Origin of the sequence: Streptomyces sp. CA-251387, from assembly GCF_050936625.1 — a bacterium.
Taxonomy (GTDB): domain Bacteria; phylum Actinomycetota; class Actinomycetes; order Streptomycetales; family Streptomycetaceae; genus Streptomyces.
In genome coordinates this window covers 7,906,801-7,925,916 of sequence record NZ_JBNJMJ010000001.1, presented here as the reverse complement: position 1 = coordinate 7,925,916, position 19,116 = coordinate 7,906,801, and the positions used below count along the sequence as shown (strand labels likewise).

At 69.7% G+C, this 19,116-nt stretch carries 13 protein-coding genes; 7 read left to right on the top strand and 6 right to left on the bottom strand.

Translation table 11 applies throughout. The features are described 5' to 3' along the window. Nucleotides 1-13 precede the first annotated feature (13 nt). Entirely contained in the window at nt 14-1,249 is a 1,236-nt protein-coding gene (locus ACQEV2_RS35225; RefSeq protein ID WP_433050917.1) for a DUF4185 domain-containing protein, read from the top strand. On the opposite strand, the gene ACQEV2_RS35220 is transcribed toward ACQEV2_RS35225, so the two are convergent. Then, complete coding sequence (locus ACQEV2_RS35220; protein ID WP_433055014.1) at nt 1,185-2,225, bottom strand: bile acid:sodium symporter family protein; 1,041 nt, start codon at nt 2,223-2,225, stop codon at nt 1,185-1,187. The two genes, ACQEV2_RS35225 and ACQEV2_RS35220, sit on opposite strands and share 65 nt — an antisense overlap. Before the next feature lie 193 nt (nt 2,226-2,418). On the opposite strand from ACQEV2_RS35220, the gene ACQEV2_RS35215 reads away from it, so the two are divergent. The 3 genes from ACQEV2_RS35215 (at nt 2,419) to ACQEV2_RS35205 (ending at nt 6,493) form a co-directional block, all read left to right on the top strand. After that, nucleotides 2,419-3,297 (top strand): LysR substrate-binding domain-containing protein, encoded by an 879-nt coding sequence (locus ACQEV2_RS35215; protein WP_433050914.1) that lies wholly within the window; start codon nt 2,419-2,421, stop codon nt 3,295-3,297. Between the two features lie 407 nt (nt 3,298-3,704). Beyond that, entirely contained in the window at nt 3,705-5,531 is a 1,827-nt protein-coding gene (locus ACQEV2_RS35210; RefSeq protein ID WP_433050911.1) for an AMP-dependent synthetase/ligase, read from the top strand. A 125-nt stretch (nt 5,532-5,656) separates the two neighbouring features. Beyond that, the gene (locus ACQEV2_RS35205) at nt 5,657-6,493 is read left to right on the top strand and encodes an aldo/keto reductase (protein WP_433050908.1); all 837 of its coding nucleotides are present in this window, start codon (nt 5,657-5,659) and stop codon (nt 6,491-6,493) included. Nucleotides 6,494-6,580: 87 nt separating this feature from the next. Here the strand turns inward: ACQEV2_RS35205 and ACQEV2_RS35200 are convergent, their stop codons facing one another. The 3 genes from ACQEV2_RS35200 to ACQEV2_RS35190 all read right to left on the bottom strand — a co-directional run bounded on the left by ACQEV2_RS35200 (nt 6,581) and on the right by ACQEV2_RS35190 (nt 9,279). Then, on the bottom strand, nt 6,581-7,192 hold the full coding sequence (locus ACQEV2_RS35200; protein ID WP_433050905.1) for a hypothetical protein: 612 nt from the start codon (nt 7,190-7,192) through the stop codon (nt 6,581-6,583). Nucleotides 7,193-7,410: 218 nt separating this feature from the next. Next, nucleotides 7,411-8,127 (bottom strand): SDR family oxidoreductase, encoded by a 717-nt coding sequence (locus ACQEV2_RS35195; RefSeq protein WP_433050902.1) that lies wholly within the window; start codon nt 8,125-8,127, stop codon nt 7,411-7,413. A gap of 258 nt (nt 8,128-8,385) precedes the next feature. Then, the gene (locus tag ACQEV2_RS35190; RefSeq protein ID WP_433050899.1) at nt 8,386-9,279 is read right to left on the bottom strand and encodes a class I SAM-dependent methyltransferase; all 894 of its coding nucleotides are present in this window, start codon (nt 9,277-9,279) and stop codon (nt 8,386-8,388) included. A gap of 136 nt (nt 9,280-9,415) precedes the next feature. Between ACQEV2_RS35190 and ACQEV2_RS35185 the strand changes: the two genes are divergently transcribed. Continuing rightward, nucleotides 9,416-10,186, top strand: coding sequence for a phytanoyl-CoA dioxygenase family protein (locus ACQEV2_RS35185; protein WP_433050896.1), 771 nt, complete (start codon nt 9,416-9,418; stop codon nt 10,184-10,186). A gap of 109 nt (nt 10,187-10,295) precedes the next feature. On the opposite strand, the gene ACQEV2_RS35180 is transcribed toward ACQEV2_RS35185, so the two are convergent. After that, nucleotides 10,296-12,014: a glycoside hydrolase family 6 protein gene (locus ACQEV2_RS35180; RefSeq protein ID WP_433050893.1), complete on the bottom strand. Its 1,719-nt coding sequence runs from the start codon at nt 12,012-12,014 to the stop codon at nt 10,296-10,298. 537 nt (nt 12,015-12,551) lie between these two features. Here ACQEV2_RS35180 and ACQEV2_RS35175 point away from each other — a divergent pair. Both ACQEV2_RS35175 and ACQEV2_RS35170 read left to right on the top strand, forming a co-directional pair. Continuing rightward, entirely contained in the window at nt 12,552-15,467 is a 2,916-nt protein-coding gene (locus ACQEV2_RS35175; protein ID WP_433050890.1) for a glycoside hydrolase family 48 protein, read from the top strand. A gap of 300 nt (nt 15,468-15,767) precedes the next feature. Continuing rightward, nucleotides 15,768-18,434, top strand: a complete 2,667-nt coding sequence (locus ACQEV2_RS35170) for a cellulose binding domain-containing protein (protein ID WP_433050887.1) — start codon at nt 15,768-15,770, stop codon at nt 18,432-18,434. A gap of 49 nt (nt 18,435-18,483) precedes the next feature. Here ACQEV2_RS35170 and ACQEV2_RS35165 read toward each other — a convergent pair whose 3' ends face one another. After that, nucleotides 18,484-19,092 carry a DUF4352 domain-containing protein gene (locus tag ACQEV2_RS35165; RefSeq protein ID WP_433050884.1) on the bottom strand — a complete coding sequence of 203 codons (609 nt, stop codon included), beginning with the start codon at nt 19,090-19,092 and terminating at the stop codon, nt 18,484-18,486. Nucleotides 19,093-19,116 lie beyond the last annotated feature (24 nt).

The window sequence follows — 19,116 nt, the reverse complement described above, 5'->3', positions numbered from 1 at the left end:
TAACGTCCCTGCCGTGCCCGACGACGCACGAGCACGGCAGCGCACCGGAGCCGGCCTGGGACTCCTGCTGGCCCTGGTGCTCGCGGCCGTGCTGCTCACCGCCCTCCCGGACGACGGCGAACGGGAGGGCGGTGACGCGTGCGCACCGCAGAGCGTCGCGTCCTGGTCAGCCGACGCCGGTCTCACCGGCGAGTTCGCCCGCTACGGCGACGATCCCGCCCGCAGCGACGACTGGACCGGCGGCGACGGCACACACTCGGTGCGGCTGCCGGACGGCCGGCTGCTGTGGCTGTTCTCGGACACCTACCTGGGCCGGGTGCACGCCCCGCCCAACCCGTTCGGCGAGTCCTACACCTGGCGTGAGGCGGCCGCTCCCCTGGTGCGCAACTCGGCGGTCGTCATGCGCGACGGACGCCTGGAGAGCACCCTGCCCGCCCCGCTCTTCCCCGACCCCGCCCCGAACCAGTGGCGCTGGCCGGTCGCGGCCCGCGTCGAGCCCCGCTCCCCCGGCTCGTCCGAGCAGGTCGTCCGGGTGCTGCTGTGGGTGCGCACGGCGGGGCAGTCCCCCTGGATCTACGGCGTGCCCACCGCCACCGAGGTCGCCACGCTCTCGCTGCCCGACCTGCGGGTGGAGTCGGTGGTGAAGGTCTTCGACCAGCAGCTGGTGCCGGATCCCTCCCGGCGGGTGCTGTTCGGCACGACGCTGGTCGAGGAGGGCGGCTGGACGTACGTCTTCGGGGGCGACGACCGCCAGGCCGCGTCCCGGCCGGTCTCCCAGGCGTATGTCGCGCGCGTGCCGCGGGGCAGGCTCGCCGAGCCGGGTGCCTGGCGGTACTGGAACGGCTCCGCGTGGGCCGGGGCGGGTGCCCGGCCGCGTGCGGTGCTGGGGGACGGGCAGCGCGCCGGGGTGGGCAGCGCGTTCTCGGTGGCCCGGGTGCGGGGGACGTACGTGCTGTTCACGATGGCCGCGGGGACCGAGGGGCTGACGACCGTGACGTCGTACTGGGCCTGCTCCCCCACCGGTCCCTGGCACGGGCCGACGAAGGACTTCAGCCCGTCGCTGCCGCAGGGCGGGCAGGTCGCCGCCTACAACCCGCAGACCCACCCCGAGCTGAGCGACGACGGACGCCTCGTCCTGAGCTATGACGTCAACTGGCTGGAGACGGCCGGTGCCGCGACGCAGCTCAACCGGAACGTGTCCCTGTACCGACCGCGGTTCGTGACGCTGCGGCTGGCGTCGGCCCGGTGACCGGCTCCGGGGCGTCGGCCTCGGCGTCGTGGGCCTCGGCGTCGTGGGCGCGCCGCTTGGCGATGACCGCGCACACCATCAGCTGCATCTGGTGGAAGAGCATCAGCGGCAGCACGGCCAGCGAGGCGTGCGCGCCGAACAGGACGCTCGCCATGGGCAGGCCGGAGGCGAGGGACTTCTTGGACCCGGCGAACTGGATCGCGATGCGGTCCTCGCGGCCGAAGCGCAGCGCCTTCGCGCCGTACCAGGTCAGGGCGAGCATCACGGCCAGCAGCACGGCCTCGACGGCGAGCAGGCCGGCCAGCCGGGCCGGGCTCACCTGGTGCCAGATGCCCTGGACCATGCCCTCGCTGAACGCGGTGTAGACGACCAGCAGGATCGAGCCGCGGTCCACGAGCCCGAGGACCTTCTTGTGCCGGGCGACGAACCCACCGATCCAGCGGCGCAGCACCTGCCCGGCGAGGAACGGCACCAGCAACTGCAGCACGATCTTCAGCACCGAGTCGGCGGAGAAGCCGCCCCCGCTGCCGCCCAGCAGGGAGGCCGCGAGCAGCGGGGTGATGACGATGCCGACGAGCGAGGAGAAGGAGCCCGCGCAGATCGCGGCGGGCACGTTGCCGCGGGCCATCGAGGTGAAGGCGATCGACGACTGGATGGTCGACGGGACGAGGGTGAGGAAGAGCAGGCCCTGGTAGAGCGGGTGCGTCAGGAGCACCGGGACGAGGCCGCGGGCGGCCAGACCGAGCAGCGGGAAGACGACGAAGGTGCAGGCCAGCACGGTGACGTGGAGCCGCCAGTGTTTGAGCCCGTCCACCGCCTCACGGGTGGACAGCCGGGCGCCGTAGAGGAAGAACAGGAAGGCGATCGCGGCCGTGGAGGCACCGGACGCCACGTCGGAGGCCGTCCCGCGCGCCGGGAACAGGGCCGCGAGGCCCACGGTCCCGAGCAGCAGCAGGATGTACGGGTCGATCGGCATCCAACGGGGCCATTGCAGGCGTTTCACGGTGCTCCACTACGTCGCTGTCGTACTCGGCTGTCGCTTCGCTGAACTTCGGGTTCCCGGCACGGACGTGCCCTCTCCATCGTCCTCCGGCGACCAGCGATCGTGAATCCGGCATACCACTCTGACTGTCATCACGTTCCGCGATAACCGTGGGTAGGCTTGCGGTGTGTACGACCCCTCCCACCTGCGTACCTTCCTCGCGGTGGCCCAGACGCTGAGCTTCACGCAGGCCGCGCGGCGTCTCGGCCTGCGTCAGTCGACCGTCAGCCAGCACGTGCGGCGCCTGGAGGACGCCACCGGGCGGCCGCTGTTCAGCCGGGACACCCACTCGGTGGAGCTGACCGAGGACGGCGAGGCGATGCTCGGCTTCGCCCGCCGGATCCTGGAGGTGCACGAGCAGGCGACGGCGTTCTTCACCGGCACCCGGCTGCGCGGCCGGCTCCGCTTCGGCGCGTCCGAAGACTTCGTCCTGACCCGTCTGCCGGAGATCCTGGAGGGCTTCCGCTACGACCACCCCGAGGTCGACCTGGAGCTGACGGTCGAGCTCTCCGGGACCCTGCACGAGCAGCTGGCCGCCGGGAAGCTCGACCTGGTGCTGGCCAAGCGGCGGCCCGAGGATCCGCGGGGCGAGCTGGTGTGGCACGACCGGCTGGTCTGGATCGGCGCGGAGCGGCTCCGCCTGGAGGCGGAACGTCCGGTGCCGTTGATCGTGTATCCGCCGCCGGGCATCACGCGGGCGCTCGCGTTGGAGGCGCTGGAGCGGCAGGGGCGGGAGTGGCGGATCGTGTGCACGAGCGGCAGTCTCAACGGGCTGATCGCGGCGGCGCGGGCGGGGCTGGGGGTGATGGCGCACTCGCGGGGGCTGATTCCGCCGGGGCTGGCGCGGGTGCCCGAGCGGTTCGGGTTGCCGGAGCTCGGGCGGGTCGACTTCGTGCTGGTGCACGGGCGACGGCGGACGGCCGCCCAGGGCGCCGCGGACGCCCTGGCGGCGGCGATCCTGGCGGGCGGCGACCGACTGCACCGGCGCCAGGCGCTCCGCGGGTAGCACCGAAGGCGCGTCGCGGGGTGCCACGCCATGCCGTCAGGCGTCTGCGGGCTCGTTGTGGCTGGTCGCGCCGCAGGAACACCTTCCGCGAAGAAGACCGGGGTGACGGATTCGGCCACGCGTACGCTGACAGAAAGAGACGACGGCACGCCGCTGATGACATGATCGACAGGGCCCGCGGCGCGTAATCGGGTCGTACAGATTCGGTGGAGATTGCGGGTCCGAAACTTACTCAACCGTCAGTTTTCTGTCCGACCCTTCCCCATGTGAGCGCATTTTCCGGCGCTGACCAGTGCATACCTGAGCAGCCGTCGTTTTCCGACCCCCTCCCGCCTCAACGGCGGGTGGGGTAGCTTTCACGGCGCTGAGCGGAGCGTCAGCGAGGCAATCGGAGCGGGGAGCGGGGTTTGCGCGAGTTCACCAACCCTCCGTTGGCGTTGGCACCGCCCGTGGGCGGCCTGGCCGACGTCGTTTTCGAGCATGCCCAGGAGGACCCGCTGTACGTCGCCCTCGGCCGCAAGGACGAGAGCGGGCAGTGGCGGGATGTCACCGCCGCCGAGTTCCGCGACGAGGTGCTAGCCCTGGCCAAGGGCCTGCTCGCCCGGGGCATCCGGTTCGGAGACCGGGTCGCGATCATGTCCCGCACCCGGTACGAGTGGACGCTCTTCGACTACGCGCTGTGGACCATCGGCGCCCAGGTCGTACCGATTTACCCGACCTCCTCGGCCGAGCAGTGTTTCTGGACGCTGTACGACGCCGAGTGCTCGGCGGCGATCGTGGAGCACGAGGACCACGCGATGACGATCGCCACCGTCATCGACCGGTTGCCGCGGCTGCACCAGCTGTGGCAGCTGGACGCGGGCGCCGTGCAGGAGCTGTACGACGCCGGCGCCGCCCTCGACGACGAGGTGGTCCACCGCCACCGGCAGGCGGTCACCCCGGACTCCGTCGCGACGATCATCTACACCTCGGGGACGACCGGGCGCCCCAAGGGCTGTGTCATCTCGCACGGCAACTTCATGTACGAGGCGGACACCGTCATCCAGCGCTGGGAGCCGGTGTTCCACTCCAAGAAGGGCGACGAGGCGGCGACCCTGCTGTTCCTGCCCCTCGCGCACGTCTTCGGGCGGATGGTGCAGGTCGCCGCGATCCGCGGCAAGGTCCGCTTCGGCCACCAGCCCCAGATGAACGCGGCCGCCCTGCTGCCGGACCTCGCCGCGTTCAAGCCGACGTTCTTCCTCGCCGTGCCGTACATCTTCGAGAAGGTCTTCAACGCCGCCCGCCGCAAGGCCGAGAAGGAGGGCAGGGCCGGCGCGTTCGAGAAGGCCGTCGAGGTCGCCGTGAAGTACGCGGACGCCATGGAGGCCAAGGCGTGGGGCATCGGCCCCGGCCCGTCGGCCGGCCTGCGCATGCAGCACCAGCTCTTCGACAAGCTCGTCTATTCCAAGATGCGGGCCGCGATGGGCGGCCGTATCAAGCAGGCGATGACCGGCGGTTCGGCGATGGACCGGCGCCTCGGTCTGTTCTTCGCGGGCGCCGGCGTCCATGTGTACGAGGGATACGGCCTCACCGAGACCACGGCGGCCGCGACCGCCAACCCGCCCTATCGCACCCGCTACGGCACCGTCGGCCAGCCCATCCCGGGCATGACCGTGCACATCGCGGACGACGGCGAGATCTGGCTGCACGGCGCCAACGTCTTCCAGGGCTACCTCAACAACCAGAAGGCCACCGACGAGGCCCTGCACGACGGCTGGCTGGCCACCGGTGACCTGGGCTCCCTCGACGAGGACGGTTACCTCACCATCACCGGCCGCAAGAAGGAGATCCTCGTCACGTCCGGCGGCAAGAGTGTCTCGCCGGGCCTGCTGGAGGAGCGCGTCCGCGACCATCCGCTGGTCGCCCAGTGCATCGTCGTCGGCAACGACCGCCCGTACATCGCGGCCCTGGTCACGCTCGATCAGGAGGCCGTCGAGCACTGGCTGATGATGCGCGACAAACCGCAGATGACACCGGCCCAGCTGGTGCGCGACCCCGACCTGGAGACCGAGGTGCGGCGCGCGGTCGTCGCCGCCAACACCCTTGTGTCCCAGGCCGAGTCGATCCGTACGTTCCGTATCCTCGCCCAGCCGTTCACCGAGGAGCACGGACTGCTCACGCCGTCACTGAAGTTGAAGCGCAAGGCGATCGAGAACGCCTACGCGGGCGAGGTCGAGGCGCTGTACCGGGCCTGAGTCCGGCTTTTCGGTCCTGCGGCCGATTCCGTTCCGGCGGATTCTCCGGTCAGGAATGCATCGCGGCTCGTGATCGTTGACGATGGGGAGTACCACCTGACGACAACCGTAAGGATCAAGAGCTCGTGAGCAGCAAGGTCCCCCCGATCATCCTCAACAACGGCGTCGAGATGCCCCAGCTGGGCTTCGGCGTCTGGCAGGTGCCGGACGACGAGGCGGAGCAGGCGGTCGGCACCGCGCTGGAGGCCGGGTACCGCAGCATCGACACAGCGGCGATCTACGGCAATGAAGAGGGCACCGGCAAGGCCATCGCCGCCTCCGGCCTCCCCCGTGAGGACATCTTCGTCACCACCAAGCTCTGGAACAGCGAGCAGGGGTACGACTCCACGCTGCGCGCCTTCGACGCCTCGCTGGAGAAGCTCGGCCTGGACTATGTGGACCTGTACCTGATCCACTGGCCCACCCCGTCCCGTGACCTGTACGTCGACACGTACAAGGCGTTCGAGAAGCTCCACGCCGACGGCCGGATCAAGGCGATCGGCGTCTCCAACTTCCTTCCGGAGCACCTGAAGCGGCTCATCGCCGAGACGTCGGTCATCCCGGCGGTCAACCAGATCGAGCTGCACCCGCACCTGCAGCAGCACGCCTCCCGCGAATACCACGCCGAGCAGGGCATCGCCACCGAGGCCTGGTCGCCGCTCGGCCAGGGCAAGGGCCTGCTGGAGGTCCCGGCGATCGTCGCCATCGCGCAGAAGCACGGCCGTACCCCGGCCCAGATCGTGCTGCGCTGGCACCTCCAGCTGGGCAATGTCGTGATCCCGAAGTCCGTGACGCCGGCGCGGATCAAGGAGAACATCGACGTGTTCGACTTCAGCCTGGACGCCGAGGACCTGGCGGCGATCAGCGCGCTGAACGAGGACCGGCGCCTGGGCCCGGACCCGGCTGCGTTCAACATGGCCTGACGTTCACGGCCTGACGCCCGCAACGGGTACGACCGTCCCGCCCGCCGCTCGCCTGCGTGAGCGGCGGGCGGACGCGTACGGGGCGCCTCACTCGCCGCGCACGTCGCTGAAGACGACCTCGAACTCCTCCAGCCCGGTCACGGTCACATGCGCCTTGGCCGCACCTTCGTGCCGGGCCGCGGCCTGCCCCGCTCGGGATGCCGCCAGGGAGGCCTGGTCGACGAAGGTGACTCCGACCAGCCCACGCCCCCGCTCCCGGTCGACCAGAAGGACCGCCCTGGCCAGCCCCGAGAACGTCTCCATCTTGGGAATCACCGTCCCCCGGAACGTGTCGGCGAGCAGGTCCGCGTCCATGGGGTCGAACTCCAGCCTGGTCAGCCGCAGTCCGCCTCCCGCCCGTGGCTGCTGGGCCTGATGGAAGGCCACCGCCTCGTAGTTGTCGACGGCCAGGGTCCCCGCGAACGGCTCCAGCATCGCCGCCCGCCGCTCCCGCAGCACCTCGTCGCTGTTGCGCCGGGCCTCCTCCGTCTCCCACCAGCTCGCCGCGAGCAGTTTCCCGAGCGTCCGGTCCACGAAGACGCTTGCCCCGCGGTAGCCCGGACGGTCCTCCAGCAGGTCCCGCCCCTCTGTGTTCATTGCCCTGATGGCCGTGTCGATCTTCGCGGGATCGCCGGTCGCGTAAACCGCACGTACGAACATGACACCTCCCAGGAGCCGAGCAAATATCCGAAATCTTCGGCATGTCCAGTCTTCTACCGGGGCCATGGCGCCGCAATCAGCACGGATTCGCCGAGGTCACGGGCAGGGGCCTGACGGGTTCACGCAAAGGGACCACCTAATACGACACCCGATAGGAAACTTTCCTAATAGACTGGCCGAGGTCCGCGCAGGAAGGCCGGGTATCGCTGGGCTAGAAGTCAGTTGGGCTGTCCGATCGGTCGTACGACGACGGTGTTGATGTCGACGCCGTGGGGCTGGCGGACTGCCCACACGACCGAGTCGGCGATCTGGTCGGCGGTGAGCAGATGCCCCGGCGGCAGGCTGCCGTAGCTGTCCCAGAACGGTGTCTCCGTCCGGCCCGGCGCGATGTGGGTCACGCCGACGCCCCAGTCGGTGACCTGCCGCCTGGTGTTCTCGGCGAGCCCGGTCACCGCCCACTTCGTCGCCCCGTAGAGGTTGCCCGGCCCCGGCACGAAGCCGGCGACGCTCCCGACCAGCACGATCCGGCCACGGGTTTCCTTGAGGGCGTCGATCGAAGCGCGGATGAGCAGGGCCGGGCCGAGGACGTTGGTCAGCACCATGTCGGTCCAGCCGGACGGGTCGCCCTCGGCGACCGTGTCGTGGGTGGCGGAACCGGCGTTGGCGACGACGGTGTCCAGCCGGCCGAAGGTCTTGAGTGCCGTGTCGACGGCCGCCTGGACGTCACCGTACTCGGCCGCGTTCCCGACGATCGTCAACAGGCCCTCCGGATTCCCGAGTTCGTCGGCGAAGCCCCGCAGCCGCGCCTGGCCACGGCCGGTGACGGTGACCCGGTACCCGGCGTCCAGCAACTGCCGTGCGACCGCGGCGCCGATGCCGCTGCCGCCGCCGGTGATGAGCGCGACCGGAGAGTCGGTCGCGGATGAGCCGGTCATGGCGATCCCCCTGCGTTTCGTTCGGACGACGGGGAGTCCATCACTTGAAGAGCTCTCGAAGTCAAGGCCCGCAGGTGGTAGGGCAGGTGGCGGAATCGAGGCAGCGGCGCCATCCGCTCTCTCGGTGAGCCGCGCCGCGTTCGAGGAGTGCGGACGCGGGAAGTGCAGGGGGCCCGGGTCACCGTGTAGGCGCGGGCGGGGTGCCGGCGGGCCGGTTCTGGTGACCGCCGCGGTGTGTGGGGTGCCGGCCCGTCGGCGTCACTTCGTCCGCACCGCCGTGTACACCGTCTGCGCCGCCAGGACGAACACGTCCGGCCGGTGGTACACGCTCGCCTTGTCGTCCGGGTCGAGGAGGCGGTCGAGGGTCGCGCGGTCGTCGGCGTCGAGATGCTCGCCGAGGCCCTCGCGGGTGCGGGTCAGCGAGGCGACGACGTAGGCGCGGGCCCGGTCCGTGGTCGGGGCGGGCAGGTCGAGGAGGAAGCTGCGGGTGCCGGTGGGCCTGAGGCCGGCGGCGGTGAGTAGGGCGGGCCAGTCCTCGGTCTCGGCGACGGAGCCGGGCAGGTCGGCCCGCATCGCGGCGAACCGCTCCTCCTCCAGGGCGTCGAGACGGGCCTGCAGCCCGGGCTGCCCGAAGCCGAGGTCGCGGGGCAGGAACCGGGCCGGGAGACCGCCCTCCTGCAGCGCGAGCGTGCCGCCGTGCGTGAGGCGGGCGGCGAAGGCGGCGAGGGCGCCGCGCTGGTCGCCGAGGTGATGCAGGCTGCGGCTCGCCCACAGCAGATCGACCGGGTAGTCCAAGTCGTCGAGGACGTCCGGGAGTTCACCGGCGAGGGTGCTGAAACGGTCCGCGACGCCGAGCCGCTCGGCCCGCGCCTGGGCACGCTCGAGCAGCGGCTCGGAACCGTCGACGGCGACGATCCGGGCGCCCGGGAAGGTGTCCGCCAGCAGACAGGCGAAGACGCCGGGCCCGCTGCCCGCGTCGACGATCAGCCCCGGCTCCGTCTGCCGTTTGGCCAGCCAGGCCAGGGCGTGCTCGTACAGGGGCGTGAACAGCTCCGCCTGCGCCTCCAGCAGCGGGGCCATATCGTTCCAGTCGATGTCGGTGTGGTCGTGGTGGTGACCGGCGTGGTGGTCTCCGTGGTGGTGGTGCGCCATGCTCGTCAGCCTCTCCTTCGGATGGAGCCAGCGTGCGCCGACGCACCGGCGCGGGGCCACTGTCGTTGCCGTAACGGCAAAACGGCGGCCAAGAAATGGGATGCGGGCCGCAGGGCCGGTCGCGCACGATGGCCCGATGGACGACGAGATGGTGGAGCGCTTCCTCGAGGACGGGTTCGTGAAGATCGAGGGCGCCTTTCCGCCGCGCGTCGCCGAGCACTGCGCGCGGCTGCTGTGGCGGGAGACGGGGTACGACCCGGAGGACCCGGGCACCTGGAAGGACCCCGTGTACTGGGTGTACGACATGGCGCAGGGCCCGTTCGCGGCCGCCGTCAACACCCCTGTTCTGCATGAGGCTTTCGATGTGCTGGTGGGTGAGGGCCGCTGGCAGTCGCGCTACTCGCTGGGCAGCTTCCCGCTGCGGTTCCCGCACGAGGAGGAACCGGACGACGCGGGCTGGCACATCGAAGGCAGCTATGTGCCCGAAGGCTCCGACCACCCCCACACGAACGTGCGCTCGAAGGATCGTGCGCTGCTCATGCTGTTCCTGTTCAACGAGGTCACAAAGGACGACGCCCCGACCCGCATCAGGGTCGGCTCGCATCTCGACGTACCGCCCGTCCTGGCGCCGTACGGCGAGGCCGGCGCCTCCTTCCTGGAGCTCGGCCCGAAGGTCGCCGAGGCCTCCGCGCACCGCCCCCTCGCCCATGCCACCGGCCGACCCGGCGACGTCTACCTCTGCCACCCCTTCCTGGTCCACGCCGCCCAGCCCCATCACGGCACCCGCCCCCGCTTCATGGCTCAGCCGCCCCTGCTCACGGCGGTGCCCCATGAGCTGGAGCGGGCCGACGGCGACTACTCGGCGGTGGAGTTCGCGATCCGCCGGGGCCTGGCCAGAGAGCACTGACCGACCCCGGCGGACTGTCACGCCCTCAGGGGCGCGGGGCTGTATCCATATGCGGCTCCGCCGCGCGGGCGCGACCAGCCACCGTCGGCCCGCTGTCGCAGTCATCGCACTATGACAACGGCGGGTACGCGTTCTGCATCAGCTGCTGGAACTGCGCCGAGAACCAGTGCCCCGACAGCGGAGCGTTCGGCAGGGCGCCGGACATGTTGTTGCCGTTGCGCGGATTGCCGGTGTAGGTCGGGTCGCACATCCGGTCGAAGCCCTTGCCCTCGTCGTTCGGGATCGCCGTGCTGGAGCCGTCGGACTCACCCGGCGGCTTCATCCAGACGTACGCGTCGATCCCGGCCGCCGGGTTGGCCTGCGGGCGCTCGCCGAGGCCGGCGCCGGACTGGTTGCACCAGTTGCCGACATGGATGCGCCGGTCGTAGCGGCCGCCGTTGACGTACGTGTCGACGTCGGTCGTCGCTCCCGGGCCGGTGGGCCGTGCGCTGCCGCCCCAGCCGTTCCTCGACGTGTCGATCAGCATGCCGATGCCGGAGTTGAAGCCGGTCGTGACCAGCTGCTGGCGGAAGGCCTGTGCGAAGGACAGCTCGTCGACGTACCGGTTCCAGTCGACCCACTGGGACTCGCGGACCGACTTGCCGCCCACGGAGTCGTTGATGGTGAAGTTGTTCTCCTTCAGGGCGCTGTAGTTGGCCGTGTTGGCGATGAAGCCGTGCACGTCGTTGACAGTGGCGCCCTCGGCGGTGGCCGCCTGCTTCATCACAGTGGCACTGGCGGCGAAGTTGTCGTCCCAGCCGATCCAGCCGTGGTGCCCGGCGTCGATGTAGTTGTAGACGTTCGCCACGTCACCCAGCTTGTTGAGGGCGTAACCGACGCCCTTCACGTAGTTGCCGTTGGCGAGCATCGTGTCGCACTGCGGGGTGGCCGTCGGACGGCTGCCGGTGTTGGTGACCAGGTTCGGCAGCGAGTCGATCTCGATCGTGGTGACGATCCGCAGCGAGGCGTACTTCGGGTCGGCGAGGATCGCGGCGATCGGGTCGATGTACTGCGTCTTGTACTTGTCGATCTCCGTCGGGCCGAGCTCGCCGTTGGAGGCGAGGGCGGCACAGTCGCGTCCGGGCAGGTTGTAGATCACCAGCTGGACGACGAGGTCGCCGGAGCCCTTCTGCCGCAGTGCCTCGTCGAGGTGGGCGCGCAGGCCCATGCCGCCGTTCACGCCGTTGATCGCGGCGATCCGGTCCAGCCACACGCCCGTCGGCTGGTTGGCGATGCGGCTGCCGCCCGGCTCGGCGGCGGCCTTCGCGGACCACTCCGGGTTCACGTACACCTTGGCGCCGGAGTACGGGTTGTCGACCTTCGGTCCGGTCGGGCCGGGGTCCGGCGGATCCGTGGGGCCGCCGCTGCCGTCGTCGACGTTGCAGGTCACGCCGTCGAGGGTGAAGGTGGCGGGGAGGGCGTTGGTGCCGCTGTAGGACGCCTGGAAGCCGAAGCTGACCGAACCGCCGGTCGACAGCGTCCCGTTGTAGGACTCGTTGGCCGCGGTGACCGCCGCGCCGCTCTGGCTGATCTTCGCGTTCCAGCCGTTGGTCACCTTCTGGTTCCCGGCGTACGACCACTTCACGGACCAGTTCGACTTGGCGGCGCCCTGGTTGGTGACCGTCACGGCCGCGGTGAAGCCGGTGTCCCACTGGTTCTGCACCTTGTAGTCGACGGTGCAGGGGACGGCGGCGATGCCGACCGCGTCCGGATCCGCGGCGAGCGCGGTCCCCGAGGCCCCGGCGACCAGCGCCAGGGCGGCGATCATCGGTGTTCTGGTACGACTCATGAGTGCGGGTTCCTTCTCCGTCAGGGGGAGTTGCGGTTCAGGGGAGTTGTCCGTTCAGGGCGCGCGGATGCGTCAGCCACTGACTCAGGTCGTTCCGTACGCGAGCCCGCCGAGCAGGATCAGCTTGTGGGCGCCGGTGTCCCGTATGGCGTCGGCGTTGCAGGGGGGTGTCGTTGAGCCTGAACGCGGTCGGTACTGCGTTGCTCCCCGACCAGGACGCGATGAACCCGGCGCTGACGCTATCGCCGGCGTCGGCTAAAAGTACTGAACGCGGGGGGTGTCGCATGAGCGACTCCTTGCAGCTCAGGCGCGTCGTGACGGACGCGCCGACTGATGGAATCGCTCCCACTGGTGTCCATGAAGCTAGCGCCAAGTGACGGTAAAGGACAGAGGAGTTGCTGACTTTTACTCAACCGAACGCATCGAATCTTTTCGACTCTTCAAGCACCTTGACCCCTTGCACCCCCGTCCCCACTATGGGAGCGCTCCCACTGGTTCAAGCCTTGACTTCTCCGAGCCGCAAGGAGGAACCAGCACGTGCATCCCCCACGCAGACGCAGAGCCGTACGACGGTTGTGGACGGCCGTCGTCGCGGTCCTGGCGCTTCCTTTGACGATGGTGAGTGCGGGCTCAAGTCCCGCTCAGGCGGCGGCACTTCAGTGCAGTGTCGACTACAAGACCAATGACTGGGGCTCCGGCTTCACCGCGGATCTGACGATCACCAACCGCGGCACGGACGTCATCGACGGCTGGACCCTGACGTACAGCTACGCGGGCAACCAGAAGCTCAGCAACGGCTGGAACGGCACCTGGTCCCAGTCCGGCCAGGCGGTCACCGTGAAGGACGCCGGCTACAACGGCAGGATCGCCGCCGGAGCCGCCGTGTCGACCGGCGCGCAGTTCACCTACAGCGGCACCAACGCCGCCCCCACGAACTTCGCCGTAAACGGCACCATCTGCACGGGCGCCCACCAACCCCCCATCACCGTGCTGACCAGCCCGGCGGCGGGCGCCGTCTACTCACAGGGCGACGCGGTCCCGCTCGCGGCCACCGCCGCGGCCGCGGACAACGCCACCATCAGCAAGGTCGAGTTCTACGACGACACCACGCTGCTGGGCACGGACACGACGGCGCCGTACTCGCTCTCGGTCTCCAGCTTGACCGTGGGCAGTCATTCGCTCCTCGCAAAGGCGTACGACAGCCTGGGCGCCTCCGCGGAGTCCACACCGGTCGGCATCACGGTCGCCTCGGGTCCCGCCGTGGCGGCCTCGCCGACCCAACTCCCCGTCCAGCAGGGCAAGACGGCCACGTACGACGTCAAACTGTCGACCCAGCCGTCGGCCAACGTGACCGTCACGACCGCTCGCACGGGCGGCAACTCGGGCCTGTCGGTGACGGGTGGCGCCTCGCTCACCTTCACCCCGTCGAACTGGAACACCGCCCAGAAGGTGACCATCACCGCCGACAGTTCCGGCACCGGCTCGGCGACATTCGAGTCGACGGCCACCGGCCACGCGAAGGCCTCGGTGACGGTGACCCAGATCGCGGCGACGAAGGCGTACGACGCCCGCTTCCTGGAGCTGTACGGCAAGATCACCAACCCGGCGAACGGCTACTTCTCGCCCGAGGGCATTCCCTACCACTCGGTCGAGACGCTGATCGTCGAGGCGCCGGACCACGGTCACGAGACCACGTCGGAGGCCTACAGCTACCTTCTCTGGCTGCAGGCGATGTACGGCAAGGTCACGGGTGACTGGTCGAAGTTCAACGGAGCCTGGGAGATCATGGAGAAGTACATGATCCCGACCCACGCCGACCAGCCGACCAACTCCTTCTACAACGCGTCCAAGCCCGCGACTTACGCGCCCGAGCTGGACACCCCGAACGAGTACCCGGCGAAGCTGGACACCGGGGTCTCGGTCGGCTCGGATCCGATCGCCGGTGAACTGAAGACTGCATACGGTACGGACGATGTCTACGGTATGCACTGGCTGCAGGACGTCGACAACGTCTACGGCTACGGCAACTCGCCGGGCAAGTGCGAGGCCGGGCCGACGGACACCGGGCCGTCGTACATCAACACCTTCCAGCGCGGCGCGCAGGAGTCGGTGTGGGAGACGGTGCCGCAGCCGACCTGCGACCAGTTCAAGTACGGCGGCAAGAACGGGTATCTGGACCTGTTCACGGGTGACGCGTCGTACGCCAAGCAGTGGAAGTTCACCAACGCCCCGGACGCCGACGCGCGTGCGGTGCAGGCCGCGTACTGGGCGGACAAGTGGGCCGACGCGCAGGGCAAGGGCGGCGAGATCTCCGCGACCGTGGCCAAGGCCGCGAAGATGGGCGACTACCTGCGCTACGCGATGTACGACAAGTACTTCAAGAAGATCGGCAACTGTGTGGGGGCCTCGTCCTGCCCGGCGGGCACCGGCAAGGACGCCTCGCACTACCTGCTCTCCTGGTACTACGCCTGGGGCGGCGCCACCGACACCTCGGCGGGCTGGGCCTGGCGCATCGGCTCCAGTCATGCGCACGGCGGCTACCAGAACCCGCTGGCCGCGTACGCGCTGAGCTCCTACGCCGACCTGAAGCCCAAGTCGGCGACGGGACAGGCGGACTGGGCCAAGTCCCTGGAGCGGCAGATCGAGTTCTACCGCTGGCTGCAGTCCAGCGAGGGCGCGATCGCGGGCGGTGCGACCAACAGCTGGGCGGGCCGGTACGCGACCCCGCCGGCCGGGAAGTCGACGTTCTACGGCATGTACTACGACCAGCAGCCCGTCTACCACGACCCGCCGTCCAACCAGTGGTTCGGCTTCCAGGCGTGGTCGATGGAGCGGGTGGCCGAGTACTACCAGCAGACGGGGAACGAGGCCGCGAAGGCGGTCCTGGACAAGTGGGTCGACTGGGCGCTGTCCGAGACGACCGTCAACCCGGACGGCACCTTCCGGATCCCGTCGACGCTCCAGTGGTCGGGCCAGCCCGACACCTGGAACCCGTCAAGTCCGGGCGCGAACAACGGGCTTCACGTCACCGTCGCCGACTACACCAACGACGTCGGTGTGGCGGCCGCGTACGCCAAGACCCTGACGTACTACGCCGACCGCTCCGGTGACACGCAGGCCGCGTCCACGGCCAAGGCGCTCCTCGACGGCATGTGGAACAACCACCAGGACGCCCTGGGCATCGCCGTCCCGGAGACCCGCGCCGACTACAACCGCTTCGACGATGCGATCTACATCCCGAGCGGCTGGACCGGCACCATGCCGAACGGCGACGCGATCAACTCGTCGTCGACCTTCGACTCGATCCGCTCGTTCTACGAGGACGACCCGGCCTGGTCGAAGATCGAGGCGTATCTGGCGGGCGGTGCGGCGCCGTCGTTCACGTATCACCGGTTCTGGGCCCAGGCGGACATCGCCTTGGCCATGGGTTCGTACGCGGAGCTTCTCGAATAGTCCCCGCCGGGCGCTCCGCGGGTAGGGCCGTGTTCGACTGCGGGTCCGTTGTGGCTGGTCGCGCCCGCGCGGCAGAGCCGCAAATCGATGCAGTCCCGCGCCCCTGAAGGGCGCTCCGGTGCACGGCGCTTCTTCGGAGCCGCTCGAAGAGTTCCGCGTACGTGGTCCCGCCACCGGACGGCGGGACCAACCGGCCGGGCGGCCCCCTCCCGCACTGGGGGTCGCCCGGCACCTCTCGCGACCGACAGAAATCGCTCGCCACACCTGGACCCCTCTCCCCCACCCCGGAAGGGACCCCCCGTGCGAAGAACCCGCACCCTCACGGCGGTGCTCACGCTCGCCGCCGGGCTGCTCGCGGGCACGCCGCCCGTCCTGGCCGCCGACAGTGTCTCGAAGGACGTGTCGATCGCCGCCGACACCTACACCTGGAAGAACGCCCGCATCGACGGCGGCGGTTTCGTCCCCGGCATCGTCTTCAACCGCAAGGAGAAGAACCTCGCCTACGCCCGGACCGACATCGGCGGCGCCTACCGCTGGCAGGAGCCGACGAAGACGTGGACTCCGCTGCTGGACTCGGTCGGCTGGGACGACTGGGGGCACACCGGCGTCGTGAGCCTCGCCTCCGACTCGGTCGACCCGGACAGGGTGTACGCGGCGGTCGGCACGTACACCAACAGCTGGGACCCGACGAACGGCGCCGTCCTGCGCTCCTCCGACCGGGGCGCGAGCTGGCAGAAGACCGACCTGCCGTTCAAGCTGGGCGGCAACATGCCCGGCCGCGGCATGGGTGAGCGGCTGGCGGTCGACCCGAACAAGAACAGCGTGCTGTATCTGGGCGCGCCCAGCGGCAAGGGGCTGTGGCGGTCGACGGACTCCGGGGTGACCTGGTCGCAGGTGGCGAACTTCCCCAACGTCGGCAACTACGTGCAGGATCCGAGCGACACGAGCGGGTACGCCGGCGACAACCAGGGGATCGTCTGGGTCACCTTCGACGAGTCCACGGGGACGTCCCTGAACGCGACGAAGACGATCTACGTCGGGGTGGCCGACAAGGACAACGCGGTGTACCGGTCGACGGACGCGGGCGCGACGTGGTCACGGCTCGCGGGGCAGCCGACGGGATACCTGGCGCACAAGGGCGTATTGGATACCGTCAACGGCTATCTGTATATCGCATACAGCGACAAGGGCGGCCCCTACGACGGCGGCAAGGGCCGGCTGTGGCGGTACGCGACCGCGACCGGCACCTGGGCGGACATCAGCCCGGTCGCCGAGGCCGACACCTACTACGGCTTCAGCGGCCTGACCGTCGACCGGCAGAAGCCCGGCACGGTGATGGCCACGGCGTACAGCTCCTGGTGGCCGGACACGCAGATCTTCCGCTCGGCGGACAGCGGCGGCACCTGGACGAAGGCGTGGGACTACACGTCGTATCCCAACCGCGAGAACCGCTACACGATGGATGTCTCGTCGTCGCCGTGGCTGACGTGGGGCGCGAACCCGTCGCCACCCGAACAGACCCCGAAGCTGGGGTGGATGACCGAGGCGCTGGAGATCGACCCGTTCAACTCGAACCGGATGATGTACGGGACGGGCGCGACGATCTACGGCACCGAGAACCTCACGAACTGGGACAGCGGCAGCAAGTTCGCCATCAAGCCGATGGTCCAGGGCCTGGAGGAGACGGCGGTCAACGACCTCGCCTCTCCCCCGTCGGGCGCGCCGCTCCTCAGCGCACTCGGCGACATCGGCGGCTTCCGGCACACGGACCTCACCAAGGTGCCGTCGATGATGTTCACGCAGCCGAACTTCACCACGACCACCAGCCTGGACTTCGCGGAGACCAACCCAAACGCGGTCGTCCGGGTCGGCAATCTGGACTCGGGCCCGCATATCGCGTTCTCGACGGACAACGGCGCCAACTGGTTCGCGGGAACCGACCCTTCGGGCGTGAGCGGCGGCGGTACGGTGGCGGCCGCGGCCGACGGCGGCCGGTTCGTGTGGAGCCCGGCCGGTACGGGTGTGCAGTACACGACGGGCTTCGGCAGCTCCTGGTCGGCTTCGAGCGGTATCCCCTCCGGCGCGATCGTCGAGTCCGACCGGGTCGACCCGAAGGTCTTCTACGGCTTCAAGTCCGGGAAGTTCTACGTCAGCACGGACGGCGGCGCGACCTTCACCGCGTCCTCGGCGACCGGGTTGCCGAGCGGGGACAGTGTCCGCTTCAAGGCGCTGCCCGGGGCGAAGGGGGACGTGTGGCTGGCGGGCGGTGCGACGGACGGCGCGTACGGTCTGTGGCACTCGACGGACGGCGGCGCGAGCTTCACGAAACTCCCGAACGTCGAGCAGGCCGACACGATCGGCTTCGGCAAGGCGGCGTCAGGAGCCTCGTACCAGACGCTGTACACGAGCGCGAAGATCGGCGGCGTGCGCGGCATCTTCCGGTCGACGGACAAGGGCGCGACCTGGACGCGTATCAACGACGACGCCCACCAGTGGGGTTGGACGGGCGCGGCGATCACGGGTGACCCGCGGGTGTACGGGCGGGTGTACGTGGCGACGAACGGGCGCGGCGTCATCTACGGCGACACCTCCGACAGCGGCGGTGGAGACGGCGGCGACGGAACCGACCCCACGCCGACGCCGACCGGTGCCTGCGCGGTGACGTACAAGATCACCAACCAGTGGTCGGGCGGTTTCCAGGCGGACGTGCAGCTGTCCAACACCGGATCGAGTGCCTGGAGCGGCTGGTCGCTCGGCTGGTCCTTCGCGGACGGGCAGCGGATCACGCAGCTGTGGAACGCCGACCACAGGCAGTCGGGGTCGGCGGTGACCGCGAAGAACGTCGGCTGGAACGGCAATGTGGCGGCCGGTTCGTCCGTGAGCTTCGGGTTCACGGGCAACTGGTCGGGGACGAACACGAAACCGACCGCGTTCAAGCTGGGTGACCAGAGCTGCACCGTGAGTTGAGCGAGCCCGAGGGCGCGTGCCGGCGACGGCACGCGCCCTCTGCGCTCTCCTACAGCTTCCACTCCCCGATCTGCTCGGCGAAGCCCGAGTCCATCCCGAAGGTGACGGTGGCCGCCTTCGATGCCTTGGGCACCTCGAAGACGATCCAGCCGAGCGCCTTGCCGCCGGGCTTCAGCCGGACGTCCGCCGACATCGACGGGCCGGCCGTGATGTCGGCGATCGTGGTCCCGAACTGCTGGCCCTGGTCGTCGGCCATCTTCGCCCCGTTCATGGGGGCGTCCGAGTAGACCTTGGTGCCGGTGTTGACGAGCTGGAACTGCACGCCGATCCACCGGTTGCCGGACTCGGGGGCGAAGAACTCGTCGCTGGACTTGGCGTTGTCGACGACCTTGAGGACGGTGACGTCGAGTTCGCTGCCCGCCTCCACGCCCTTGAGGCCGAGCGTGTCACCGACCTTGGCGACGTCGGGCGCGGCGCTGCTCTTCTCGGCGGCGGGGTCCTTCTCGTTGCCGCTGCCGCTGTCGGCCTTGGCGGAGGCCTTCGCCTTCGGCTTGTCGACGATCTCGTCGTCCGAGCCGGTGCCACAGGCGGTCAGGGCCATGGCGGCCACGGCGGCGGCCGCGGTGGCGGCGAGGCGTATGCGGGTGTGGTGGAACATGTTCTCCCCAGGTGTTCGGTGGTA